24 protein-coding genes and 2 pseudogenes are annotated in these 24697 nt (G+C 64.9%); 16 read left to right on the forward strand and 10 right to left on the reverse strand.

Features of this window, described 5'->3' with window-relative positions; genetic code table 11:
- Positions 1 to 86 precede the first annotated feature (86 nt).
- Entirely contained in the window at positions 87 to 323 is a 237-nt protein-coding gene (locus OXG30_14490; GenBank protein ID MCY4136097.1) for a hypothetical protein, read from the forward strand.
- A 207-nt stretch (positions 324 to 530) separates the two neighbouring features.
- Here OXG30_14490 and OXG30_14495 read toward each other — a convergent pair whose 3' ends face one another.
- Positions 531 to 2228, reverse strand: coding sequence for an ABC transporter substrate-binding protein (locus OXG30_14495; GenBank protein MCY4136098.1), 1698 nt, complete (start codon positions 2226 to 2228; stop codon positions 531 to 533).
- 121 nt (positions 2229 to 2349) lie between these two features.
- On the opposite strand from OXG30_14495, the gene OXG30_14500 reads away from it, so the two are divergent.
- Together OXG30_14500 and OXG30_14505 are read left to right on the forward strand one after the other, a co-directional pair.
- Positions 2350 to 4617, forward strand: a complete 2268-nt coding sequence (locus OXG30_14500; protein MCY4136099.1) for an ATP-binding protein — start codon at positions 2350 to 2352, stop codon at positions 4615 to 4617.
- 50 nt (positions 4618 to 4667) lie between these two features.
- Complete coding sequence (locus OXG30_14505) at positions 4668 to 7526, forward strand: branched-chain amino acid ABC transporter permease/ATP-binding protein (protein MCY4136100.1); 2859 nt, start codon at positions 4668 to 4670, stop codon at positions 7524 to 7526.
- On the opposite strand, the gene OXG30_14510 is transcribed toward OXG30_14505, so the two are convergent.
- The gene (locus tag OXG30_14510; protein ID MCY4136101.1) at positions 7523 to 8554 is read right to left on the reverse strand and encodes an aldo/keto reductase; all 1032 of its coding nucleotides are present in this window, start codon (positions 8552 to 8554) and stop codon (positions 7523 to 7525) included. The genes OXG30_14505 and OXG30_14510 overlap by 4 nt on opposite strands.
- A gap of 34 nt (positions 8555 to 8588) precedes the next feature.
- Positions 8589 to 9287, reverse strand: coding sequence for an alpha/beta fold hydrolase (locus OXG30_14515; GenBank protein ID MCY4136102.1), 699 nt, complete (start codon positions 9285 to 9287; stop codon positions 8589 to 8591).
- A 107-nt stretch (positions 9288 to 9394) separates the two neighbouring features.
- Between OXG30_14515 and OXG30_14520 the strand changes: the two genes are divergently transcribed.
- The 9 genes and pseudogenes from OXG30_14520 to OXG30_14560 all read left to right on the forward strand — a co-directional run bounded on the left by OXG30_14520 (position 9395) and on the right by OXG30_14560 (position 15434).
- A complete protein-coding gene (locus OXG30_14520) occupies positions 9395 to 10024 on the forward strand; it encodes a nuclear transport factor 2 family protein (GenBank protein MCY4136103.1) in 630 nt (209 codons plus the stop codon).
- 1 nt (position 10025) lies between these two features.
- Complete coding sequence (locus tag OXG30_14525) at positions 10026 to 10148, forward strand: hypothetical protein (protein MCY4136104.1); 123 nt, start codon at positions 10026 to 10028, stop codon at positions 10146 to 10148.
- 78 nt (positions 10149 to 10226) lie between these two features.
- The gene (locus OXG30_14530) at positions 10227 to 10397 is read left to right on the forward strand and encodes a hypothetical protein (GenBank protein MCY4136105.1); all 171 of its coding nucleotides are present in this window, start codon (positions 10227 to 10229) and stop codon (positions 10395 to 10397) included.
- A 140-nt stretch (positions 10398 to 10537) separates the two neighbouring features.
- Entirely contained in the window at positions 10538 to 10720 is a 183-nt protein-coding gene (locus OXG30_14535) for a hypothetical protein (GenBank protein MCY4136106.1), read from the forward strand.
- Between the two features lie 346 nt (positions 10721 to 11066).
- Positions 11067 to 13226 carry a hypothetical protein gene (locus tag OXG30_14540; GenBank protein ID MCY4136107.1) on the forward strand — a complete coding sequence of 720 codons (2160 nt, stop codon included), beginning with the start codon at positions 11067 to 11069 and terminating at the stop codon, positions 13224 to 13226.
- Between the two features lie 131 nt (positions 13227 to 13357).
- Positions 13358 to 13641, forward strand: a pseudogene (locus tag OXG30_14545) (nuclear transport factor 2 family protein).
- Between the two features lies 1 nt (position 13642).
- The gene (locus OXG30_14550) at positions 13643 to 14602 is read left to right on the forward strand and encodes a zinc-binding dehydrogenase (GenBank protein ID MCY4136108.1); all 960 of its coding nucleotides are present in this window, start codon (positions 13643 to 13645) and stop codon (positions 14600 to 14602) included.
- Positions 14603 to 14616: 14 nt separating this feature from the next.
- The gene (locus OXG30_14555; protein ID MCY4136109.1) at positions 14617 to 15039 is read left to right on the forward strand and encodes a MaoC family dehydratase N-terminal domain-containing protein; all 423 of its coding nucleotides are present in this window, start codon (positions 14617 to 14619) and stop codon (positions 15037 to 15039) included.
- Positions 15036 to 15434 (forward strand): MaoC family dehydratase, encoded by a 399-nt coding sequence (locus tag OXG30_14560; GenBank protein MCY4136110.1) that lies wholly within the window; start codon positions 15036 to 15038, stop codon positions 15432 to 15434. The genes OXG30_14555 and OXG30_14560 overlap by 4 nt, the downstream gene beginning before the upstream one ends.
- 8 nt (positions 15435 to 15442) lie before the next feature.
- On the opposite strand, the gene OXG30_14565 is transcribed toward OXG30_14560, so the two are convergent.
- The 5 genes from OXG30_14565 to OXG30_14585 are packed head-to-tail and all read right to left on the reverse strand — an operon-like array spanning position 15443 to position 19213.
- Positions 15443 to 16153 (reverse strand): indole-3-glycerol-phosphate synthase, encoded by a 711-nt coding sequence (locus OXG30_14565; protein ID MCY4136111.1) that lies wholly within the window; start codon positions 16151 to 16153, stop codon positions 15443 to 15445.
- Positions 16154 to 16205: 52 nt separating this feature from the next.
- Positions 16206 to 17090: an LLM class flavin-dependent oxidoreductase gene (locus tag OXG30_14570; protein MCY4136112.1), complete on the reverse strand. Its 885-nt coding sequence runs from the start codon at positions 17088 to 17090 to the stop codon at positions 16206 to 16208.
- 1 nt (position 17091) lies between these two features.
- A complete protein-coding gene (locus tag OXG30_14575) occupies positions 17092 to 17871 on the reverse strand; it encodes an enoyl-CoA hydratase (GenBank protein MCY4136113.1) in 780 nt (259 codons plus the stop codon).
- Between the two features lie 8 nt (positions 17872 to 17879).
- On the reverse strand, positions 17880 to 18980 hold the full coding sequence (aroC, locus tag OXG30_14580; GenBank protein ID MCY4136114.1) for a chorismate synthase: 1101 nt from the start codon (positions 18978 to 18980) through the stop codon (positions 17880 to 17882).
- Positions 18977 to 19213: a hypothetical protein gene (locus tag OXG30_14585; protein MCY4136115.1), complete on the reverse strand. Its 237-nt coding sequence runs from the start codon at positions 19211 to 19213 to the stop codon at positions 18977 to 18979. The genes aroC and OXG30_14585 overlap by 4 nt, the downstream gene beginning before the upstream one ends.
- A 352-nt stretch (positions 19214 to 19565) precedes the next feature.
- Between OXG30_14585 and OXG30_14590 the strand changes: the two genes are divergently transcribed.
- Positions 19566 to 20348 carry an SDR family oxidoreductase gene (locus OXG30_14590; GenBank protein MCY4136116.1) on the forward strand — a complete coding sequence of 261 codons (783 nt, stop codon included), beginning with the start codon at positions 19566 to 19568 and terminating at the stop codon, positions 20346 to 20348.
- Between the two features lie 40 nt (positions 20349 to 20388).
- Positions 20389 to 21906 (forward strand): AMP-binding protein, encoded by a 1518-nt coding sequence (locus OXG30_14595; protein ID MCY4136117.1) that lies wholly within the window; start codon positions 20389 to 20391, stop codon positions 21904 to 21906.
- A gap of 64 nt (positions 21907 to 21970) precedes the next feature.
- Here OXG30_14595 and OXG30_14600 read toward each other — a convergent pair.
- A pseudogene (locus tag OXG30_14600) lies at positions 21971 to 22291 on the reverse strand (CoA transferase).
- Between the two features lie 53 nt (positions 22292 to 22344).
- On the opposite strand from OXG30_14600, the gene OXG30_14605 reads away from it, so the two are divergent.
- Positions 22345 to 22746 carry a hypothetical protein gene (locus tag OXG30_14605; protein MCY4136118.1) on the forward strand — a complete coding sequence of 134 codons (402 nt, stop codon included), beginning with the start codon at positions 22345 to 22347 and terminating at the stop codon, positions 22744 to 22746.
- On the opposite strand, the gene OXG30_14610 is transcribed toward OXG30_14605, so the two are convergent.
- Entirely contained in the window at positions 22743 to 24245 is a 1503-nt protein-coding gene (locus OXG30_14610; GenBank protein MCY4136119.1) for an AMP-binding protein, read from the reverse strand. The two genes, OXG30_14605 and OXG30_14610, sit on opposite strands and share 4 nt — an antisense overlap.
- 71 nt (positions 24246 to 24316) lie before the next feature.
- On the opposite strand from OXG30_14610, the gene OXG30_14615 reads away from it, so the two are divergent.
- Positions 24317 to 24526 carry a hypothetical protein gene (locus tag OXG30_14615; protein MCY4136120.1) on the forward strand — a complete coding sequence of 70 codons (210 nt, stop codon included), beginning with the start codon at positions 24317 to 24319 and terminating at the stop codon, positions 24524 to 24526.
- The last annotated feature ends 171 nt before the right edge of the window (positions 24527 to 24697 follow it).

The following is a 24697-nucleotide window of genomic DNA, read 5'->3' on the forward strand; positions in this document are numbered from 1 at the left end:
TCGGTTCGGGAGTTGCCGCTGGGGTCGGCCGAGGTGCTGCCGGTGCGGAGGCGGGAGTCGCTCTTGGGGTCGGCTGAGGAGCCGAAGTGGCCGCGGGAGCGGGAGTGGACGCTGGCGTTGGAGCCGAAGTCGACTGGGGAGTGGCTGTTGGCTCAGCGGGTGCGCCGGTTGGCGCCGATTCCGTGGGCGCCGCAGTCGGAGCCTCGTCCGGCTCGGGCGAATCGGTGGAAGCCTCCACGCCGTCCTGGTCGGTACTCGACACTGTCGACGCCTCGGTGGGCGTTGCCTCGGTGGACGCGGCCTCGGATGAGGCCGGGTCCTGAGGCGTTTCTTGAGTCGACTCCGTGACGGTGGGGGTGGTCCCCACTTCTGCGCTGCCGGTTTCCGGCGTCTCGGAGCCACCGCAGGAGACCGCGACCAATCCCAGTGCCAGCACAAGCCCTAGGGCCGCGGAAAACCCTCTGTATTGGCCGCCGCTGCGGAGGGTCCGAGTTCTCACCCTCCCGATGCTACCGGGATAGCGGTCTAAGTCACTCCCCAAGGCGTCGGTATGGGGCGGTCTGCTCGATGCAGGTGGGAATGTCGGGGTCGTTGGGGCACGGGAAGTTGAACACCAGCTCGGTCACCACATCGGGAGCGCCGAACTTGTCGGGACCGAAGGTGGCAGGAAGCTGGTGCTGGATGTCCACCGAGCCCAAATTCCTAAAGGCGTTGAAAATGTCTTCGCGGGTTGGGTTTGGGCCAGCGTCGTAGATGGCCCGGGCCACCATGCGCATTTCAGCACACACACCAGTGGTCATGCCGTAGGCGCTGTCATAGCTCCCGTACACGTCGCGTATATGGGCGGCGCCGATGTCGTTGTTGTCGGCATAGGTCTCGTTGCACATGATATTGAGCGGTGCATTGAAGCTGAGCACAGGGTCGGCCACCCGGAAGTTCCCGGTGGGGGCATCATCGATGATGATGGTGCCGTTGTAGAGCTCGGCGGCGGCGTCGCCGCCGAACTGGGCCACCTTGCCCGACACCAGGTCGCCGGCCTGGCTGTTCAAGTCGGAGTTGTAGAACTGCACGTCGCCGGGGCGGAATCCCTGGCTAATCATCTCATTGATGAACTGGGGCAGGCTGAGCACGTTGAGCCCGGGGAAGACCACATCGACGCCCTCCTCCAGCATCTGCTCTACCGCTATGTCGTTGCCGAGGGTGCATTGGGTGGCTCCGCCGCATCCGATCTGTTCGGCCACGGCGATCTCGTGGCCCGCGGCCTCCAAGACATCGATGATCCCGGCCTGCACGGTCTCGGGCTGCCCGGGGGTGTCGGGCCAGATCACGGCGATGGTCTTCCCGTCCAGAGCGCCGGTGTCGATGACCGCCTGGGTCATGTTCACCACCGAGTGCTCGGCGACGGGGCTCATCGAATACAGCAGGCCATTGGCCTGCTCGTGGAAGTCGGCGGGGTTGCCCTGGGTGGTGAGGAACAGAGTGTCGTGGTCGGTAATGCACAAGATGGCGGTGCCCTGGAAGCCGGTGGAGTTGGTCACGATCACCGCGTTGTGATCCTCGGTGGCTTCGATACAGGCCTGGTTGCGCAGGGTGTCAATGTCTTCGCCGCCGCCGCCCAGCGCGGAAACCTCCACGAGGCGGAGGTCGATCTGGCGGCCCCAGATGCCGTTGCACTGTTCGTTGATCACCTTGGTGAAAGTCTCGAACATATTCGCTGGGTCGCCCACAGGAACGGCGAAGCCGATGCCCTCCAGCTCCTCCAGCTTGGTGCGGAGGTGGACGATGGTTATGGAGTCCTCGGTGATTCCCCTATCGGTGGCCTGGGGCGGCGAGTCGGGGTCGGGCGTGGCCGTGCAGAACACGTCCAGCGGCTGGAACGGGTGAGTCCGGTCGAATGTCCGGTGGAACTCGATGAACATGTCGCCCCGGGGCTCGTCGAAGCCGATTTCCACCGGCTCTTCGGGTGCGGGGTCGTCACCGTCGCCGGTGTCTGCGGGTGCCTCGGGTTCGTCGGGCGCGGGAGCGGTCGTCTCTTTTTCGGCCGGGGCGGGGTCGTCACCGTCGCCGGTGTCGGCAGGCGCATCCGGCTCATCGGGGGCCGGAGCAGCGGTCTGCTCGGAAGGTGCTGGTTGAGCCCCTCCATCATCGTCGTCATCGCCCCCGCATGCCGAGGCGATGAGCACCAGCGCCAGCAGCGCTCCGAGAATCTTGAGCATCTTGTGAGACACGGTTACCCCCTACGTGCGTTTGAACGGTGAACCCTAGCCGATGAATGAATGGCTGTGAACCGGCTGATACCGTGCGCTGCGCCTAGCTGATGGCCTAGTGTCGCGCCCCGATGGGGGATCAATGGACGACTCGGTAGGACCGGAAGTCGAAGACTCTCAGCTGGATGATCCGGTCCAGAGCCAACCGGCTGAATTGGATGATCCGGCCAGTCTGGCCTCGGCGGTCTTCGAGGAGGAGTCCAAGCGCCTAGCCGAGCAAGAGGCCAAGTCGGAGGTCATAGTGCTTCCCGACGACTTGTTGCCCGGAGTGGGCGAGGAGCCCATGACCCTCAAGCAGGGCATCCGGGCCGGCGGGGCCAGCATGCTGGTGGTGCTGTTCCTGCTCAACGTGATCGACGAATTCGATCGGGTGGCGATCGCCGTACTCCTCCCCGACCTCCAGGAGGCCTTCGGGGTGTCGGACACGGTAATCCTGGGCATCTCCTCATTCGGCGGCGTGGCCCTAGTGCTGGGAGCAGTGCCGTTGGCCTGGCTGGCCGACCGGGTGAAGCGCACTCTAATCGTGCCCATCGCCACCGCAGGGTGGGCGGTGAGCGTGTTTTTGACCGGGTTGGTGAGGAACCCGTTCCAGTATTTCTGGACTCGGGTACTCACCGGGGCGGGCCAGGCCAACCGTCTGCCGGTTCACTCCTCGCTGCTCACCGACACCTATCCCATTCCCGCCCGAGCCCGGATTTTCGCTTTCGAGGGCATGGGCCGGCCCATCGGCTTGCTCATCGGCCCTGTGCTGGCCGGAGCCATCGCCTCGATCGCCGGTGGCGACGATGGGTGGCGGTGGGCGTTCTATATCTTCGCCATTCCACCGATTGTCCTCGCGCTGGTGTCGCTGCTGCTCAAGGAACCCCCTCGCGCGGGGAACGAACAGCAGGCCATCTTGGGCGAGCAGTACGAAATGCCCCCCATCGGCTCGGACCTTCCCGTGTCGATGTCAACCGCCTTCGCCCGGCTCAAGAAGGTCAAGACTTTCTACTTCTTGGCCGTGGGCGTTGGCACCCTCGGCTTTGCGCTGGTGACGCTGCCCAGTCAGCTCAACCTCATGCTGAAGGACGAGTACGGCTATGAGGCGTTCCAGCGGGGATGGGTGACGTCGCTGGTGTGGCTGGCCAGCCTGGTTGCCATCCCGATTTCGGGCTTCAAATTCGACGGGATGTTTCGTGAGGATCCCACCAAGATGGTGAGGACCGCGGGCACCCTCATCATCATGTCGGGCGTTCTGGTGCTTGTCGCCATGCGATTCCACCAGCCCGCCATCATGATCTTCGGCATCAGCCTGGCCAACGCCTGCACTTCGGCCTCATTTGTGGCTGCCGCCCCCACTATCGGCGCAGTGGCCCCCTACCGGATGCGGGCCCAGGCCTTTGCCCTGCTGCCGGTGTTCATATTCTTGATGGGCGGCTTCATGGGCAGCATCATCGCCGGGTCGATCAGCGACGCCCACGGAGAACGCCTGGCCATCAGCATCGTGGCCCCGCCGGCGTCGATCATCGGCGGACTGCTGGTGGCCTACGGCTCCCGGTACATCAAACGAGATATCTCGCTGGCAGTGAGCGAGCTGGTGGAAGAGCAGGAGGAGATGCGCCGCATGTCGGAGCATCCCGACGACATCCCGGTGCTCCAAGTGCGAGGGTTGGACTACAGCTACGGCCCGGTGCAGGTGTTGTTCGACTGCGGTCTGGAGGTTCGCCGGGGCGAGACGCTGGCCCTTTTGGGCACCAACGGCGCAGGCAAGTCAACCCTATTGCGGGCGGTGAGCGGGCTGGGTGTGCCCGACCGAGGGGCCATCCGCCTCAACGGTCGTACCATCACCTACGCCGATGCCGAGTTGCGGTTCAAGCAGGGCATCGTGCAAGTGCGGGGCGGGGCGGGGGTGTTCCCCGGCCTCACGGTGGAAGAGAACCTCTTGGCCTCCATGTTGAGCACCAAGGAAGACAAGGACGAGATCTATCGGCGGGTTGAGCGGGTGTACGACGTGTTCGGCGTGCTGCGGGAAAAGCGCAACCAGGCCGCAGGCGACCTCTCAGGAGGCCAACAGCAGATGTTGGCCTTCGGCATGGGGCTGATGCACGAGCCCGAGGTTCTGCTCATCGACGAGCTGTCGCTGGGCTTGGCCCCGGTGGTGGTGCAGGAGCTGCTGGAGGTGGTAGAGCAGCTGAAGGAAACCGGGCTGACCATGATCATCGTGGAGCAGTCGCTAAACGTGGCCCTCAGCGTGGCCGAGCGGGCGGTGTTCATGGAGAAGGGCCGGGTTCGCTTTGAGGGCCCAGCCCAGGAGCTGGCCGAGCGGGACGACCTGGTTCGGGCGGTGTTCTTGGGCGCGGAGGGCGGCTAGCCCGTGAGCCAGATTGAACAAGGCCGGGCCGAAGACCGGATGGCCGTGCTGTGATCGACATCGGCTGGGAGATCTCCCAACAGGACTTGTTCTCGGGCAGCGTGCAGGGGCTCATAGTGGCCGCGCTGGCCGCGGGGTTCGTGCTCATCTACCGGTCCACCGGGGTGCTCAACTTCGCCCACGCCGAAATCGGCAGCTTCGGCGTGGCCCTGATGGCCATGCTCACGTTCCGCTACGACGTGCCCTACTGGCTGGCGTTCTTCTTGTCGGTGGGGGCGGCAGCCGGATTTGCCATGATCGCTGAGCTGGTGGTGGTGCGGCGGCTATTCGACTCGCCGCGCCTGGTGCTGTTCATCGCCACCCTGGGGGTGGCCCAGCTGGCCATCTTCGCCGCCATCCAGCTTCCCGACGTGTCCCGGCCAGGGCCGTTCCCGCTGCCCCCCAAGCTCACCGCCCAAGAGTTCCGCTGGGAGGTCACCGATCACCTCCGCATCGGAGGGCGCGAGCTCATCGTGGTGATCATGGTGCCGCTGGTGATCGCCGTCCTGGCGCTGTTCTTGGGCCGCACTCGATTCGGACTCGCTATCCGAGCATCGGCGGACAACGCCGACACCGGACGGCTGTTCGGCATCAGCGTGCGGCGGGTGTCCACCATGGTTTGGACCATCGGCGGGGCGCTGGCGGGGATCACGCTCATCCTGTTGGCGCCGTTCCGGGTGAGCGCCGCCGATGCGGGTACCGCCAGCCTCGGTCCCGGCCTGCTGCTTCGGGTGCTGTTGGTTGCGCTCATCGCTCGAATGCGGTCGCTGTGGGTCACCCTGATCGCCGGCATTGGCCTGGGCATCTTCCAGCGCCTGTTCCAGGGCAACGTGGATCGGGAGATCCGCGAGGCGGTGGACGTGATCTTCTTCATCGCCATCCTGGTGATCACGGTGATGTTCGCCCGCCGGGGCACCGAGGATGAGGGGGAGTGGTCGCTCTCGCCCAAGGTGAAGGCCATTCCCGAACGGCTCAGGGGACTTTGGTACATACGCAACCTGTCGCGGTTCGGGTTCGTGGCCCTATTCGGCGCTCTGGTGTTGCTCGGGGTGTTCCTCACCAAGAACTCCAACCTGTACACCTGGACCCGCATCTTGGGCTTTGCGTTGATCGCCTTGTCGGTGTCGATGCTCACCGGCTGGGCCGGCCAGCTCTCGTTGGGCCAATTCGCCTTTGCCGGAGTGGGCGGCCTCACCGTTGTGGCGCTGACCGAGGGTGGCGACATCCCCATCCCATTCGATTGGTGGGACTGGTCGTTCGACCTGCCGTGGGGAGTGGCCATGGTGATCGCGGTAGCGGCGGGGATGGTCACCGCGTTCATCATCGGAGTGCCCGCGCTGCGGGTGAAGGGGCTGATGCTGGCGGTGACCACGCTGGCATTCGCCATTGCCGCCATGTCGTGGATATTCGGGCAGGACGTGTTCACCCAGGGGGCCACCAACACCCCCAAGGTGGTTCCGCCGGTGTGGGGCCCGTTCGACTTCACCGCCTCCCGAAAATCGTTCTTCTTCATGGTGCTGGTGCTGTTGGCCCTGGCCGTGTGGATGGTGGCCCACCTGCGCAAGACCGGCATCGGACGGATGATGATCGCGGTGCGCGACAACGAGGACATGGCCGCGGCCTCCACCGTGTCGGGCAGCCGGATCAAGCTCATCTCGTTCACGCTGGCCGGGGGACTGGCTGCATTGGGCGGCGGGCTGATCATCACCGGCGAGCCCACTATCAATCCCCAGGTGCTGTTCAACGCCAACGAGTCGATCAACGTCATCGCCATCGCCATCATCGGCGGGCTGGGGTCGATAGCCGGGCCGCTCTTGGGCGTGCTGTGGGTGAAGGGCATCCCGGCCATATTCGGGGCCAGCGACGAGGTGAGGCTGCTCACCTCTGGCGTGGGCCTGCTGTTGCTGTTGATGTACTTCCCCGGCGGGATCATGCAGCTCCTCTACAAGCTACGCGACTTCTTGCTGGGGATGGCCGATGAGCGGATGGCGGCCCGGAACATTCCCGAGCCGGTGCCGGCGTTGGACAAGCCGGTGCCCATCACCAGCGAGCGCACGGTAGACATGGAGCCGGGACTCCCGTGGTTGGCTGTTCAAGACGTACACGTGCACTTCGGTGGCAAGGTGGCGGTGGACGAGGTGTCCATCGAGGTTCACCAGGGGGAGTTGGTCGGGCTGATCGGTTCCAACGGGGCGGGGAAATCCACCCTGATGAATGCCATCAGCGGTTTTGTGCCGTTCAACGGCCAGGTAGAGGTGCTGGGGCGCGATATCTCCCGGCTGCCGTCGTATCGCCGCCACCGGGGCGGCCTGGGGCGGGGGTTCCAGCACGCCAAGATCTATCCCGACCTTACCGTTCGGGAAGCGCTGATGGTGGCGATGGAGGCTCGCGACCGCTCGCTGCTGGTTCCGTCTCTATTGGGATTACCGCCGTCGCCGGGCCAAGAGCGGCGCAAACGGGCCGACGTGGACAGCCTCATGGATTTTGTGGGGCTGGGGCGCTACGCCGACCACTTCATCTCCAATCTGTCCACCGGAACCCGCCGCATCGTGGAACTGGCCAGTCTGCTGGCCGTTGACGCCAAGGTGCTGCTGCTTGACGAGCCCACCGGCGGGGTGGCTCAGCGGGAGAGCGAGGCGTTCGGCCCGCTCATCCGCCGCATCCAAGCCGAGCTGGGCGCGGTGGTGGTGGTGATCGAGCACGACATGCCGCTGGTGATGAGCATCAGCGACCGGGTGTATTGCTTGGAAGCTGGCTCGGTGATTTCCGAGGGCTCGCCAGACGAGGTACGGAATGATCCGCTGGTGATCGCCTCGTACCTGGGCACGGATGTGCGTGCCATCGAACGTTCCGGGGAGCGGTCTAGCTAAAGCCTCCGTAGGGCGGGGTTGGCGATTGCTGGGGGGATGTAGAAGGCGTCGTCGGGGTTGAGGTCCTTGCCGGGCGGCACCAACTCGTCGATGCGGTCTAGGACTTCGTTGGTGAGGCGGAGGTCGGGGTTCTCCAGGGCGGCATCTAGTTGTTGGGGGGTGCGGGGGCCGATGATGGTGGAGGTCACTGCCGGGTGGGCCAGGGTGAAGGCGTAGGCCAGGGTGGCCATCGAACAGCCGACCTCGGCGGCCAGGGCGTCGAGCTCTTCTACCAGGTCAAGCTTGTGGGCCACCACGGGGTTCTCCCGGTCCCAGCGCTGGGCGCTGACTATGTTGCGGGTGGCCCGGGAGTTATCCGGCCAGTCGGTGTCTTTGCGGTACTTGCCGGTGAGCCAGCCGCCGTTGAGGGGGCTCCACACGATCACGCCCATGTCGTAGTTCTGACAAGTGGGCAGCACCGACCGCTCGATCTCCCGGGTGAAGATGGAGTACGGGGGCTGCTCGCAGCGGACCCGCTCCAAGCCGCGGCGCTCGGCGGCCCACTGGCCCTCCACGATGAGCTCGGCGGGGAAAGTGGAAGTGCCGATCATGCGGATCTTGCCCGCCTGCACCAGATCGGTCAGCGCGGCCAGGGTGTCGCCGAAGTCGGTGCGGGGGTCGGGGCGGTGCATCTGGTAAAGGTCGATGTAGTCGGTGTCGAGCCGGCGCAGGTTGTCTTCCACTGCTTGGGTTACCCAGCGGCGGGAGCCGCCCTGCATGTTGATGTCATCGCCCATCGGGCCGTAGAACTTGGTGGCCACCACCACGTTGTCGCGCCGTCCCTTGATGGCCCGCCCGACGATCTCCTCAGAGATGCCCATGCTGTAGCGGTCGGCGGTGTCGATGAAGTTGATCCCGGCGTCAAGGGCCTTGTGGGTCATGGCCGCGCACTCGGTCTCGTCGTTGTTGCCCGCGGGGCCGTACATCATGGCTCCTAGGCACAGCGTGCTCACCTGGACTCCAGAGCCTCCCAGGGCGCGGTATTCCATTGGATTTCCTCTCAGGTGATTCGATGAGCTGGCCTTATTGGCCTGCGATCTCGGTGATCACCGCGACCACTGCCTCGGGCTGGGCCAGCATGGGGGAGTGGCTGCCCTCCATCACTATGGAGTTGGCGACCAGTCCCGCGCAGGTCCGCTGGAAGTCTGAGGTCAGGGTGCGGTCGTCGGCGCACACGATGTAGGTGGACTCCACGTCCCGCCATGCCGCTCGAGGGAACGAATATGGCGCTTGGCCCAAGGGCTGAGGGCGGAGTTGCGACTCGGCCCAGGCGATGTCTTCGGGGGAACAGTCGTGGTAGAAGAGGTCGCCTGCCGCTCCCTGCTTCACCGAGCTGTATCCACCTTCGCCGTGCTCCAAGGCGGGAAAGAAGTTCTCGGCGATCACCGCTTCAGCCACATCGGGCGGGTCGGCTTCTTCGCCCTCGTCGCCGGGCAGGATGGCGGCCAGATACACCAGGTGGTCCACCGTGGCCGGGTCGAGACCCGAGATGGACAGGCCTCCCAGTGAGTGCCCCACGGCGATAATTGGCCCGTTGTTATCCAGCCGGGCCCGCATGGCGTTGACATCGGCCTGGAAGGCGGCGATGTCTTCGGCGGTGGTGGGGCGGCAGAGGTCGGACGCCGTAGTGGCAATGCCCTCGGCTTCCAAGAGGGCCTGCACCCGCTCCCAGCACCAAGGTCCGTGAAACGCCCCGTGGGCCAAAACAACTCCTGTGGTCATGGGGCCGCACTTTAGCGGTCTAGTTTCTTTGGATATGAAGGTGTACGCGGGAATGGAGCCAAGATCATTCGGGCCTTGCAAGCCGGGTAGCGGGTAGGTTGCCGCCAATGGAGAACAGGGAGTCGTTGGAGGGAAGGCTGGAGCGGCTGGAGTCCATCGAGGAGATCCGGGGTCTGGCCGCCCGCTACTGCCTGGCATTGGATATGCGGGCCACCGATGCCTGGGTCAGCCTGTTTCCCGCTGATGTGCAGGTGGGCCGGGGGTGTTCCGGGCGGGCAGCGCTGGCCGAGTGGTTCCGCGAGACGATGGGCAGCCAGTTCACCGGCACGGCCCATGTGACCGGCAACCACATCGTAGAGTTCGACGGACCGGACCGGGCCAGAGGGGTGGTGTACTCCCGCAACGAGCACGAGACCGGCGACGAGTGGGTGATCATGACAATGATGTATTGGGACGATTACGAGCGCATCGACGGCCGGTGGTACTTCCGGCGGCGGCTGCCCTTGTACTGGTACGCCACCGACTTGAACGCCCCGCCGGTCGGGGAGAACAAGATGCGCTGGCCCGACGAGGAGCCCTATGAGGGGGCGTGGCACGAGTTTTGGCCCACCTACCAGGAGTTCTGGGAGACCCGCTTGGACGGGCCCGCCGATGTGGCCGAGCCGGCGCCGGTGGGGGAGTTCTTGACCTGGCTGCGCGAAGGCGCAGAGGGGCTGCCCAGCGTGCGGGTGCGTTGACGTGCGGGCTGCCTTCCACGAATTGCAGGGCGGGCTAGAGGTACTGCGAGTGGGGGAACTGCCCAATCCCGAACCGAGTCCTCACGATGTGTTGCTCGGCATCGTGTCGGTGTGCTCCGATTAGATCGTCACCACGACCCGCCGGTGCGATCCCGCGGACCTTCCAGTGGTGCAGGCCGACGCCGGGCAGGTCGCGCTTCTCATGGGTATTGTCTCGGCGTGTGCCGCGTGGATCACCGACGACTCGGCGGAGCGGGCCGATCCGGCGGGCGACGAGGCCCTAGTGGGCCGGGCGAGGGAGTTGGCGCACCGGCTGGCCGGGATCGTCGGAGCGGTAGTCTCGTTGAAGTCAACCCGAACTAGGAGCGCTTAGAAAGCGTATGGTGGTGGCTGGCATGAGCAATCAAAGCCCCCACCACACCCTGCCGATCGTATCGCGGCCCAGCGGCTACCGGCTCGCCGGTGGTTCTGGGGTAATCATCGTTGAGATAAGCGACAACTAGAGGTCACCAAATGAGGCTCACTCGAAGGGCGAAGTGGTTGGTGTTGGCGCAGGCCGCCACGACAATCGGGCTGTACTTCTTGCTGGTCTACGCGGTGCCACTTGACGGGATTTGGTGGTACGTCGTCTCGAGTGTTACTGCGGCCACAATCTCTACTGCGTTCTTCGCCCGCTGGGTGTTTCCCGAGAACTGACACCCTGAACCTACAAAGTCGCGCTGGGCGTGCGGGAATGGCTACCCCACCGGCGAAGTAACTCCGACCGTCTCCGGCGGCTCGAACCGGCAGGCGAAGTTTCTCGATTGGGACTGGCGGAAATTGCGCCCGCTCGGCGGCTCAACTAGGTTCCCGGCCACGAAACAGAAGCCCGTAGGGTTTCCCTGCGGTCAAATGCGCTGTGGGTCGGGTGTCTCCCCGCCTCCTGCCTTTTCCCCTCCGAAATGGATTGGGCCGGGGTGCGGGTTGGGTCTTGGCCCCCTTTGGATTTGGCCGCGGGCTTCTGTTTCGTGGAAAACCCGACCTTCCGAAGGGGGCCACCAAAATGAAGCTCACCCGATTGCTGAGAGTGTCTGCGAGCATGGCCGCAGTCTGCCTTGGGCTGACGATGCTGTTGCGCTATGCCATGCCCTTCAAGGGCCATCACTGGGGTTTCGCCGCACTCGCGGTGGGCGCGGCGGTGTCGTATGCGCTTCTCGTCCGCTGGTTCATGCCCCCCGATGTGCTGGCCGAGGCCGAGCCATCTGAGCTTCGGCTACTAGCCAGGGTTCGGCGCTTCGGGGTGGCTGCTACTGCAATCGTGGCCGCGTGGGCGGTGGTCGTCTCTATGGTTTCGGTTGCCGATGCCCACGAGCCCGCGCCGACGGCCGTTAAGGTCAAGACCGGTGAGGAGCGGGTGATTACCGGCTACAAGAATGGCAAGCAGACAGGTACCAAGCGGGTTCTGACCGGCTACACCACGGTTCCCGCCTTCAACTATGTGAATGTCCCCCAGTATGAGGATGTGGTCACCAAGAAGTTCACCGGAAACAAGAAGGTGCGGATTCCGCCCACCACCAAACTGGAGAGGATCGCGCCCTTCAGAAGAAAAAAGGAGGTTTTCAATTATGAGACACAGTGCATCTATTTGGGCTGCTTTCAGGTTAGGGTGAACCCGAAGTGGAAATGGGTTCCCGCCTACAACTACAAGTCGGTTCCCGCCTACAACTATGTGAATGTCCCCCAGTATGAGGATGTGGTCACCAAGAAATTCATCGGTAATACAAAGACCAGGATTCCGCCCTATACCAAAAGCGAGCCGGTGTACGAGAACCAGCCGGTCTATGAGCGGGTGCCGGTCTACGACACAAAGGACAAGTACGAGACGCGCTACACCTGCCCCAGCGGCCACGAGCCCCAAAACGGCAAGTGCGTACACCCCAGAACAACCAAGCCCGATCCCACGCCTGATCCGACACCCGACCCCACGCCGACAGCGGTTAGTTGTTCGGCTGGGCACTACGCACCGCCTCTCCCCACTACGATCACGCGCCCCGGCACCAATGAAAGTGTGCGGATCGCGACAGAAGACCAGGTCAGACAAAACCCCCAGATGAAGCTTTACGCAGTCTACTGGGAGCAGGTTGAAGGCGCCCACGGTTGCTTCAGGCTGGTGTATCCGAAGACTGCCGAGGGCAACCCCACGCCTGATCCGGTGCCCGACCCCACGCCGACAACCACGACGGTAGGCACCAAAACGACGTTCATGAAGTGTTTTGTCCAGCCCACGTCGGATTTGTTCTACTCGCCGAGAAAGTCCGGGCTGTTCCTGAGCACGAAAGAGATCAATGATAGGTACGCCGGAGGTTTTTCTGGTGCAGGTTTCGTGCCCGTTGACTGGGAACAGGTGAACAGCACCTGCTATCGGCCCTACTTCGACAACCAGAAAGGCGCGGGCTGGGATGCCGTGCGTGATGCAATCAAGACCGCAGTCTCCGAGCTGGCGACGGTCAGCAAGGCCGGGCTGAACCTGCTTTGCAGCGATCCGGTCTCATACATCGTTGGGTCAGCAGTTATTGGAAGTGCTAGCGGTGGGGCTGCTGCGGCGGCTGGGGCGAACATCGCGAGAGCGGCTGTCGCTAGCGGTGTCGCTGCGGGTGTCGCTGCGGGACTTGTCTATGGCACCTGCGTAGGGACCGCCGGATGGCGCGCCGACGCCGATGATTCCGACGCCGACGCCGATTCCGATACTGGTTCGGGTTCTGGCGATTCCACCCCTTTACCGGCGCCGACGGCGCCGGCGGCGACGCCTGCGCCGACTCCCACCGCCACTCCGGCGCCGGCGGCGACGCCTGCGCCGACTCCCACCGCCACTCCGGCGCCGGCGGCGACGCCTGCGCCGACTCCCACCGCCACTCCGGCGCCGGCGGCGACGCCTGCGCCGACTCCCACCGCCACTCCGGCGCCGGCGGCGACGCCTGCGCCGACTCCCACCGCCACTCCGGCGCCGACGGCGACGCCGGTTTCGACGCCTTCGCCTACCCCGCACCCTGTTTGCGGGGTTGTTCCTAGGAGCAGGGCGATTGATCGGCTGCCGAGCTTCGACGCGCGGTGCGGCCCGACGCCGCGGGCGGAGGCTGCGGACAGCAGCGAATGCACCGCTGTTGGGAGACAGTATGGCCGGATGATGTACGTATGCGTTCGCGGCTGGTGGGGCCGGAGGTAGCCGCCAGAACCCGCCCAGCGCGCCCAGGATCGCCCGTGTGCGCCTCTGGGCGTCGGGTGGTGTTCTCCTTAGGCCCCCTGAACCCGCCTATAGCCCGCTGTGAGCGGCTAGCGACAACGGCTACTAGGACAATGATGTACTGGGACGACTACGAGCGCATCGACGGCCGGTGGTACTTCCGGCGGCGGCTGCCCTTGTACTGGTACGCTTCTAATTTGAGTGCCCCGCCGATCGGGGAGAACAAGATGCGCTGGCCCTACGAGGGTCATGGCACGAGTTCTGGCCCACTTACCAGGAGTTTTGGGAGACCCGCTTGGACGAGTCCGCCGATGTGGCCGAGCCGGCGCCGGTGGGAGAGTTCTTGACCTGGCTGCGCGACGGAGCAGAGGGACTTCCCAGCGTGCGGGTGCGCTGACGTGCGGGCCGCTTATCACGAGTCCCAGGGGGGCTTGGAGGTTCTGCGGGTGGGGGAGTTGCCCGATCCTGAGCCGGGCCCTCACGATGTGCTGATCCAGGTCAAGGCCACGTCGATGGATCGGGTGGACGTCTATTGGCGGGAGGGGTCGCATGGCATGAAATTGCGTTGGCCCCAGCACGTGGGCGGCCGGGACATTGCTGGCGTGGTGGAGTCGGTGGGATCGCAGGTGACGACGGTGGCGGCGGGCGCCCGGGTGGTGGCATCGGGGGAGCGGACCCACGCCACACTGGCGCTGGCACCCGCGGAGTTGACGTTTCCCTTGCCCGACGGGATCAGCTTTGAGGCCGGAGGGGCCACGCCCACTGCGGGCCGCTCAGCCCATCAGGCACTCATTGAGAAGGCTCAGGTCCAGGCAGGGGAGACCGTGCTGGTGATGGCCGCGGGGTCGGGGGTGGGCAGTTTCGGAATCCAGATTGCCAGGGCCATGGGCTGTCGGGTCATCGCCACCGCTGGTTCCGCCGACAAACGAGCCCAGGCCGTGGCATTGGGCGCAGAGGTGGCCATCGATCACTACACCGATGACATCGTTACCGCGGCGCGAGAGGCCACCGACGGCAGAGGCGTGGACGTGGTGCTCGACCATGTGGGTACCCCGGTGTTTGCCGCCGCGGTGCGGTCGCTGGCGCCCGAGGGCCGATTCGTGACTTGTGGAGTCACTGCCGGGCACATGGGGGAGTTGCACTTGGGCCAACTGTTTGTCAAGGGCATCACCCTCTTGGGGGTAGGGCGTCCCGACAACCAGCGGATTGCCGCCACCATGAAGGGCTTGCTGGCCATGATCGCCCACGACCAGGTCTCGCCGGTGATCGCCGCCACGTTCGGATTGGATGAGATTGCTCAGGCTCACCGGCTCATGGAGAGTTCTGACTTCTTCGGCAAGATCGTTCTGGTTCCCTAGTCAGAGAGAGACTTATGCGCTCATTTGAGTTCCCCATCGAGGCGGGACACATTCAAGAGTTCAAGCGGGCGGTGGGCGACCACGACGCGGCGTTCGAGCCCGACGCGGCAGCCCCGCCCACGTTCATGGTGGCGGCCGACCGCTACGACCCCGACTACGACCGCCGACTGCGCTCCGACCGTGAATGGCCGCCCGTGGCCCCCGAGACGGGCTCCGGATTCCACGCCGGGATGGTGTTCGAATACCACCGCCACCCCCGGGCCGGCGAGGTGCTCACCGCCATCGTGGCTGACGGCGAAGAGTGGACCAAGCAGGGTCGCCGGGGCGGCGATTTGCGGTTCCGGGAGATCGTCACCACCTTTATCGACACGGAGGGACAGTCCTGCGTGACCGCCCGGTGGATCAACGTGCGGGCGGCCAATGAGGTGCGGGAATGAAGCCCGAAGTCGGGGCTGTGTATCGGCAGGTAGTGGCCGAGGGGCTGACCCGCACGCAACTGGTGGCCTACGCCGGAGCCTCTGGCGACTTCCACCCCTTCCACCACGACGAGACCTACGCCACCGCCCATGGATTCGACCGGATCTTCGCTCACGGGATGTTGACCATGGGCATTTCAGGACAGGCCCTGGTGGCGGTGTTCGGCCCGGAGGGTCTGGACCGCTACGCAGCCGATTTCCTGAAGCCGGTGTGGCCGGGAGACACCTTGACCGCCGAACTGACGGTGACTGCGGCCAATGCCGACGGCACTGTGGAGGTGGACATCTCCACCACCGATCAGCACGGCACCCTGGTCTTGCGGGGTTCTGCTGCTGGGAGACTGGCCGGGGGGTAGGCCGGATTTCAGGCCAGCAGCTCTTGGAGCCGCTCCACCGGGTTGCCGGAGGTCACCAAAGCCTCGCCGATGAGGGCGGCATCGTAACCGGCCTCTCGCACCGCGGCCATTGTCGTGCCGCCGGGAACGGCGATGCCCGACTCGGCGACTTTCACCACATGGGCGGGCAGCAGCGGCGCCAATCGCGCCGCCCTTTGGTAGTCCATGGTGAACGCCGCGCTCTTGGGCTTCTCCCGTTGGTTGACGCCGATGATGTCGGCCCCGGCTCCAAGAGCTATCTCTAGCTCGCTCTCCGACTTCACCTCGGTGAGCACATCCATGCCCAGTGACAAGGCCAGAGCGTGAAGCCCGGCCAGTTGAGCACCGGTGAGGTCGGCCACGATCAGCAGCAGCGCATCGGCCCCCATGTCGTGGGACTCGTACACATCGTCGGCAGTGGTGATGAAGTCCTTGCGCAACACAGGCAAGCCAGAGGCCTGAGCTGCGGCGGCGAGGTCGTCGCCGCAGCCGCCGAACATCGCTTCATTGGTGAGCACCGATAGGCAGGCCGCCCCACCGTCGCGATAGGCCGCCGCCATCTCGGCCGGATCGAGTTCGGCGTTGAGATCGCCCCGTGACGGAGAGCGCCGCTTGATCTCGGCGATGACGGCTACGTCGTCTCCCGCCAAGAGGGCCTGCTTGAAGCGTCCGGCCCGGCTGGCCCGCTCATCGGATCCCATGCGTCGGATGATACGGGGGAGTTCCGTCGCCGGAGAAAGCAGAAATGGGCGGCTAGGTGACCGCGGGAATGACTTCGGCAGCAAAAAGCTCGAGCGTCTCGGGGGCCGCGAAGTCGGAGAACTGGAGCACGAACTGCTCGGCACCCATCTCCCGGTCGGCTTGTAGGGCCTCTGCGACCTCATCTGGAGTTCCCGCCACGAGGGCCCAATCGCCAAATCGGCGCTGGGCGGTGGCCACCACTTCTTCGCGGGCTGCCGACGACGGGGCCAAGCCAATCGCCCGCTGCACCGACAGGCGGGCGTTGCCGGTCATGGGGATCAATTCGTCGAGCTCGTGCATTCCATACACCGGGCAGTTCCACCAGTCGGCGAAATCCCGCACCAACGGCATGGTGAGCTTGCGGCCCGCCCCGCCGATCAAGATCGGGATTTGGCCGTTCAGCGGGGTGGGCTGTTGCTGGGCGTTCTCCATCCTGAAGAACCGCCCTTCGTGGTTCACCGGCTCACCGGTGAGCAGGGCCTGCACTACTTCCAAGGTCTCCCGCAGACGAGCAGCCCTAACCGCGGGCGGCTCATCGCCGAGCCCAAAACGCTCCATCTCGTCAGGCACCGATCCCCAGCCAATGCCCAGATCGAAGCGTCCCCCGCTGAAATGGTCCAGGCTCACGATCATCTTGGCCAACAGCGCCGGATGGCGAAACTGACCGCACAGCACCATGTGGCCGATCCGCACCCGCTCGGTCCATGCCGCCACCGCGGTCGCCATCACGAAGGCGTCGTACATAGGGGCCGCGGGCAGCATGGGCGGATTCAAGTGGTCCATGAGGTCGATCTTGTGAAACCCACTGGCCTCCGCCGCCCGCACCCGCCCCTCGATGGTGCCCATGTCCATCCGCATTTGAGGCATAAACACGCTGAACTGCGGTGTGCTGGTCATTTCAGGATCCTTTGCCCAGGCCGCGATGTTGCATATCGTCGGTGTCTACGGTCCAGTTGCGCATGGCCTTTTCTTCGAACTCTTTGGCTTCGGCGAAGCTCATACCATCGGTGTCGTCGTAGATCCGCATGGTGGCCGCGGTGGCGGGGGTGGCGGCGGCCACGATTTGGGTGGCCAGATCCCGAGCATGGGCTAGCAGCTCTTCGTGGGGGACCACGTGGTTGACCAGTCCGATGCGCAGGGCTTCTTCGGCATAGACGAAGCGGGCGGTGGCGGTCATCTCCTTGGCCATGCGCTTGCCCACCGCTCGAGGCAATAGCGCGGTCATGCCCCAGGCGGCGATGACCCCGATTTTGGCGTGGGTGTCGGCGAATCGGGCTTGATCGGAGGCCAGGATGAAGTCGCAGCTCAGGGCGATCTCCAAGCCTCCGGTGACGCAGGTTCCGTTCACCGCGCAGATCAGGGGTTTGGCGGTGTCCCGACAGGCCTGGGCCGGGTCCTCGGCCTGGCGCTTGTTCCCGCCGGGGCCTTCCGAGACCCCATCGGCGGCCACCTCGCGCAGGTCCACGCCGCCGGTGAACACCGGGTCGGCCCCGGTCAAGATGATGGCGTCGACCCCGTCGTCGGCGTCGCAGGACCGCAGCGCAGCGCACAAGTTGTTGCGCATCCGCTTGGTCATGGCATTGCGGGCCTCGGGCCGGTTCAAAGTGATGGTGGCAATGCGGTGGCTGACTTCGATGAGCAGGCGCTGGTCTTCGGGGGTAATGGCTTTGTCGGCCATGTTTTCGCCTAGGAGCCGCCGCAATCCAACACGTCCACGGCTTGCTGGCGCAACCAGTGGTCGGCCAGCACCAGCAGCACTTGGGCCTCCACCATCGGCACCGCTCGGGGCAGCACGCATGGATCGTGGCGGCCCCGGGCGGCCAAGGTGACCGGGTTGTTGTCGCGGTCCACAGTCTCCTGGGTCGACGCGATGGTGGCGGTGGGCTTGAATCCCACTCGGATCACTATGTCCTCGCCGTTGCTGATGCCGCCCTGCACGCCGCCGGATCGGTTGGTGGCGGTGCGGGGACGGCCGTCGGGACCAGGGGTGAACGGGTCGTTATGCTCCCGGCCGGTCATGGTCACCCCGGCGAAGCCCGAGCCGATCTCGAACCCCTTGGCCGCGGGCAGCGACAAGGCGGCCTTGGCCAAATCGGCATCCAACTTGTCGAACACCGGTTCGCCCAGGCCGGGGGGCACCCTTCGGGCCACGCATTCGACAATCCCGCCCAGGGAGTTTCCGTCGCGGCGAGCTGCCTCTATGGCCTCGGTCATGGCCTCTGCATGCTCAGGAGACGGGCAGCGAGTGGCGTCGGCCTCCACATCAGCCAAGGTCACCGCCGCGAGGTCGACATCAGCAGTGATGGTGCCCACCTGGCAGACCCAGGCCAGCACCTCGATGTCGGCCGCGGTGGCCAAGAGCTGGCGGGCGATGGCACCGGCCGCCACTCGGCCGATGGTCTCCCGGGCGCTGGCCCGCCCCCCGCCCTGCCAGTTGCGAATGCCGTATTTGGCCTCGGTGGTGTAGTCGGCGTGGGAGGGGCGGTACATGTCCTTGAAATCTTCGTACGCGTTCGGCTGGGCATCGGTGTTGCCCACCAGCATGGCGATGGGCGATCCCAGCGTGCGGCCCTCGAACAATCCTGAGAGGATCGTCACTTTGTCGGCCTCGTCCCGCAAGGTGGTAAGCCGGCTCTGTCCAGGGCGCCTCCGGTCAAGGTCGTGCTGGACCATCTCCTCGTCCAGCGGCAGCCGGGGCGGGCAGCCGTCCACCACCGCGCCAATGCCGCCGCCATGGGATTCCCCAAACGTCGTGACCCGGAACAACTGCCCCGTCGAACTGCTCATTGCGACACAATGGCAGGGAGGTCGATCGACACAATCGGTGCTTCATCGGCATCCGGATCGCTCACCACGATCACCTCAGGTGAAGCGCCGCTCTCCGCGGCGGCCTCTGCGATCAACGTGGTTAGCTCTTCAAGGGTGTCAGCTCCCGCGTAGTAGGAGAAGTCGCCCATTTCGCCTTCCGCGCACCACGCGGGTCCCCTGTCTGGGTTCTCATAGGCCTTTATCCTGGACATATTCACCCTTCTGCCGAAGCTCAGAGTAGCGCGTCGATTTCAGGGTCAGATAGACCCGCGTCCTCGACGAGCAACTGCCGTAGAAGCCTCGGTGACAATTCTCGCCCCTTGTGCATCGGCAAACAGATTGATTTTCTACCTTCTGCTCGCAGCCAAACGTGAGATCCCTTTCCCAGTCTTGGAACTTCCCGGTATCCGATCTTGTGCAACAGGCGCAGCACTTTCGTGACCTTGAGGGCGGGAAATCTTGAAACAGGTCTGGGGATTAGACGAGAATATATGGATAATGACTGAGAAGCTAACGATTTCCCTGATGGTCGCGAGCCACACGCCTCTGTGCCAGCATTGGATGATGGACTTGGGTCTTTTGGGCAAGGTCGCTTTGGTCACAGGGAGCTATCGGGGGACGGGGAGTGGGATTGCCCGGGTGTTGGCTGCTGAGGGTGCCGAGGTAGTGGTCCACGGGTTTGAGGAGGGGCAGGCCGACTGGCTGGCTGACGAGCTGGGTTCGCCGGTCCGGGCGGTGTGGGGAGACATCTGCACCGATGAAGGGGCAGAGGCGGTGGCCAGCCAGTGCGGACCTGTCGATGTCTTGGTCAACAACTACGGGGTGGCGGTAGGCGGCACTTGGGGGGACGACGGCACCGATGTATGGGTTGACGCCTACAACCGCAACGTATTGAGCGCGGTGCGGATGACCCGGCTCATGGTTCCCGCCATGATGGAGCGGGGCTGGGGCCGAATTGTGCTGGTGTCCACGGTGGGGGCGACCCGCCCTGGCGACCGCATTCCGGGCTACTACGCGGCCAAAGGGGCCCTGCCCGCCATGACGGTGAGCTTGGCCCGGGAGTTGGCCGGCACTGGAGTGACGGTGAACTGCGTGAGCCCAGGGGCCATCGCCACCTCGGAGTTGGTGGAGATGTGGACCCGCCAGGCGGAGCGGGAGGGCCGCTCCACGGATTGGGACGACATCGAGCGCCATGTCACCACGGTGCAGATGCCCACGCTCACTGGGCGCATCGCCACCGTGTCCGATGTGGGCGAGCTGGTGGCGTTTGTGTGCAGCGATCGGGCTCGTCAGATCCACGGTGCTCATCTGCGGATCGACGGGGGCGCGGCCGACGTCGTCACATAACCGGGCGATCAGTCCATTCCGGTAACTAGGCTGCCCGGCGATGCCGACCCTGTATGACGTCGTCCGGGAATTCAGCTACACGTGGCCCGACAAGCTGGCCGTGCTCACCGAGCAGGACGGCCATCGTTCCTACCAGGAACTGGCCGCTCACGGTGGGGCGCTGGCTCACCAGTTCCAAACCCGCTTCGGATTGGGTCTAGGCGATCGGGCCTGCATCTGGATGCAGAACCGCCCCGAGTACATCGAATGCCAACTGGGTATGCAGGCCATCGGTTTGGCCGGGGTGCCCATAAACCCTGAGTGGACCGACCCGGAACTGGAATTCGTGCTCAACCACTCCCGGTGTCGATTGGTGTTTGCCGAGGCCGAGCGGGCCGAGCGGGCGGTGGCCCTGGCCGCGGGAATCGACTCGGTGGAGGCGGTGGTGAGCGTGGACGAGCCGGTTGAAGGCACCCTGCTGCTGGCCGACCTGATTGGCGAGTCGCCGGAGGGCGCGGGGCTGGACCTGCCCCCGGTGGACGGGTTCGTGGAGGGCAACGTGCTCTACACCTCGGGCACCACCACCGGGCGGCCCAAGGCGGTGCCGATGAGTCCCGAGCTGTTCGCCGGGGGAGCGGTGCCCTATGAGGAGATGTTCGGCCTGAGCCACACCGACCGCTCGCTGGTGGTGACCCCGCTGTTCCACGGCAACGCCATGGGCGGGGCCATGTCGGCGCTGAGCCGGGGGGCCAGCGTGGTCATGCCTCGCAAGTTCTCGGCGTCGCGCTTCTGGTCGCTGGTCGACCAGTATCGCCCCACCTACTTCCTCACCCTGGTGCCCATCATCAACATCTTGATGGCTCAGCCCCCCGGTCCCCACGAGAGGTCGCACTCGCTGCGGGTGATGATTCCGCTGGGCTGCGCGCCGATCATCGAGCAGATCGAGGAGCGCTATGGGGTGCCGTGCATGGACTGGTACGGCATGACCGAGGCCGGGTCGGGCACCTATACCCGCCTGGACGAGCCCCGCCGCCCCGGCTCGGTGGGCAAGCCGTTCGAGGGGTCGGTGCTGAGGATCTTCCTACCCGATGGGTCAGAAGCTCCGACGGGAGAGACGGGGGAGATCTGCTTTCTTCGGTCCACGATTGGCTTCAACGGCTACATCGAAGACCAGGAGGCCACCGAGGCCGCTACATCAGGCGACTGGTTCCGCACCGGCGACCTGGGCTACGTGGACGACGACGGCTACCTCTACTTCGTGGACCGCCAGAAGGACATCGTGCGCCGGGGCGGTGAGAACTTGTCCACCATCGAGGTGGAAACCGCGCTGCGCACCCACCCCGCAATAGGCGATATCGCCGTGGTGGCCCGCCCCGACCCGGTGCTGGGCGAGACGGTGGCTGCTTTCATCGTGGTGGCCGACGGCTGCGACCTCCCCGCCGAGGACGACCTGCGGACCCACACCGAGGGAACCCTTGCCCCCTACAAAGTGCCCACCACCATCGAGCCCATTGACGAGCTCCCCCGCACCGGCAACGGCAAAGTAGAGAAGTTCCGCCTCCGCCAACGCTTTGCTTGAGCAATCCGGGTCTGTCTTCTGATCTCTTCCCAAGGCACGCCGCGCTTCTCGGGAGGAATTTCGACCACCCCAGCCGGCTTGCCGCACCCACGGCCAGATTTTGGATGCAGACGTCGGCCCGCTCGACCATCTGCCCCAGCAGTGCCTGATCTTGGGCGTCTTTGAGGTCGAGGACGATCGACTCCTTGCCCCGGTTCAGCCAGGCGAAATAGCTGGCCAGCCCATCGGCGGCGGCGTCGTAGCCCCGGGAGAAGTCGCCCTCGGCCCGCTCGATTTTGATGACACGGGCCCCGGCGTCGGCCAGTCGACAAGATGCCAGTGGTCCCGCCACTGCTTGTTCGATAGAGACGACGAGCACACCGTCCAGCGGCTTTGCCGAGCTCACGCCAGCAACGTACTCCACGCAGCGGACAGGACAACTAGGCGTAAGCTCTGGCGATGATCCCACAGGAAATCCTGGACTTGGCCCGCGAGCATGCTGCGGCCGAAGCAGAAAATGACGCCGAGCGGACCCTGGCCACTCTGGTGGATGAGCCCACCTACGAATTCTGGCCGATGGGTGTGGGGTTCACCGGTGGTGATCTGGCCCGGACGTTCTACTTGGAGCAGTATCCGCGGTTCGCCCAGCGTGTTACCAATTTCGGGGTGCTCGGGGAATGGACCAACGATCAATGCGCCATTCAGGAGTATTGGATCGAGCTCGACGGAGAGACCCGCCACATGGTCATGTCCATGATGCCCGCCGAGGGCGATCTGCTGACCGGAGAAAAGCTGTACTGCGACGATGCCTTTGTGGAGGCTTTGCTCGGTCCCCTAACCGTGCACTTGAAGCCGCTCTAACCCAACAGGTGCTTTTGGACCTTTCCCAAGGCGTTGCGGGGAAGCTCCTCGACTAGGTGGAGCAGTCGGGGGTGTTTGAAGTCGGCGCAAACTCCGTCTAGGTGTGTTCGCACGTCATCGAGCTTGGGAGCCTTTCTGGAGGCGGGCACTATCCAGGCGGTGACGAGTTCGCCCCATTCCTCGTGGGGGGTGCCGGTGATGGCCACGTCTTCGACGTCGGGGTGGGTGCGTATGGCGTCCTCTACCTCGCGGGGGTAGACGTTCAGGCCGCCGGAGATCACCAACTCCTTAGCCCGGCCCCGCAACCGTAGGTAACCCGCCTCATCGAATTCGCCCAGGTCGCCAGTTTGGAACCAGCCCTCGTCGTCAAATGCCGCCTCGGTGGCCTCAGGGCGGCGCCAGTAGCCGGCAAATACATTGGGACCCCGTACCAGCACCTCGCCGCTGTCGGGGTCGAGTTGCAATTCCACGCCGGGGAGAGGAAACCCCACGGTGCCCGCTCGGCGCTCGGTGTCGTAGGGGTTGGACACCAGCATGATGGTCTCGGTCATGCCGTAGCGCTCCAACACTCTCACCCTGGCAGCCTCTTCCAGGCGGCGGTGCAGATCAGCGGACAGAGGAGCAGAGCCGGCCACACACAGCCGCAGCTGGGACAGCTTTGCCACTCGTTCTGATTGGGCCAGCCGGGTGTACATGGTGGGCACCCCGAAGAACAAGGAGGCGTCGTGGGCAGCGGCTGCGTCTAGTACCGCGTCGGGGGAGAATCCGTCAAGCAATATCGCCGACGCACCGGTCAACAGCGTGCCGTGCAGCCCGACGCCCAGGCCGTGCATATGAAACAGGGGCAAGGCCAGCACCAGGCGATCCTCGGGTTCCCAGCGCCAAGCGATGCGGACCGACTCGGCCCCGGCCAGCAAATTCCCGTGGGTTAGCACCGCCCCCTTGGGCGCCCCGGTGGTTCCCGAGGTGTAGCCCAACAGCGCGGGATCGCGACTGCCCATCTGGTCGAGGCTGGGAGCGGCTGCATCGTCGAGGTCCAGACGAGGGGAGACCACGGTCATCTCCGGGGCTAGTTCGGCCAGCCATCGCACCCACTCGGGCTTGTCCACAACCGCAGCCCGAGGCTCGGCGTCGCCCACAATGTGGGCCAGTTCGGCCTTCTGATAGGCCCCGTTCACCGGCACCACGATGAGCCCCAACCGCAGGGCAGCCACATGGGCTACGACCAGATCGACCGAAGCCGCCGCCGACAAGATGATCCGGTCGCCCTTGCGCAGCCCTGCTCCGTAGAGCCGCCCAGCCGCAGCCTTCGTGCGCCGGGCCAGATCACCCCTCGAAACCCAACCGGCACTGGCATCCCACAGAGTCGGCTTCGACGGCTCGGCAGCCCAGCGCTTGGCCCAAGCTGTCGGCAGACTGACTTCTTCCAGCAAGTCCACCTCATCGGGATCAACCCCAACAGGAAAGTGAACTGCATCGGCTCGTTCCGCCGCGTTCATCCAGCGATCATGTCACAGCATCTCGATATAGGCCGTTGTTTTTGTCACTTCCCGTGGATACGATGAACCCAATGCCTCTGCCTATCACTGACCCAGCCGAAGACGGCGTGGATTTTACGGAATATGTGGATGCATTTTTGGCAGTAGAGGCTGAATTAGCCGAAGGTGCCCTCCAAAATGAGCCTGAAGGCGATTTGCTGACCGTTGACGATCTTCGTGAATGGGCTGAGCGCCTCAGGTCCTCTATTGAGGAGGGCGATGACCTGGAGCCTCCCCGATAGGTTTTTGGGGCCAGTCTTCAACACATGGGCTGAATCAAAGGACGAAGCCGCTCGATACCAGCTTCTATTGGGACTGCTAGAGCTGGCTGATCGCCCGTGGGATGAACTGCCCGGATTCCCCGCTCCAGGACACTCACCCATGTGGCGTTGGGCCAAGATTGGGCCCACATT

It is taken from the genome of bacterium (assembly GCA_026708015.1).
In the GTDB taxonomy this organism is placed as follows: Bacteria; Actinomycetota; Acidimicrobiia; order Acidimicrobiales; family Bin134; genus Poriferisocius.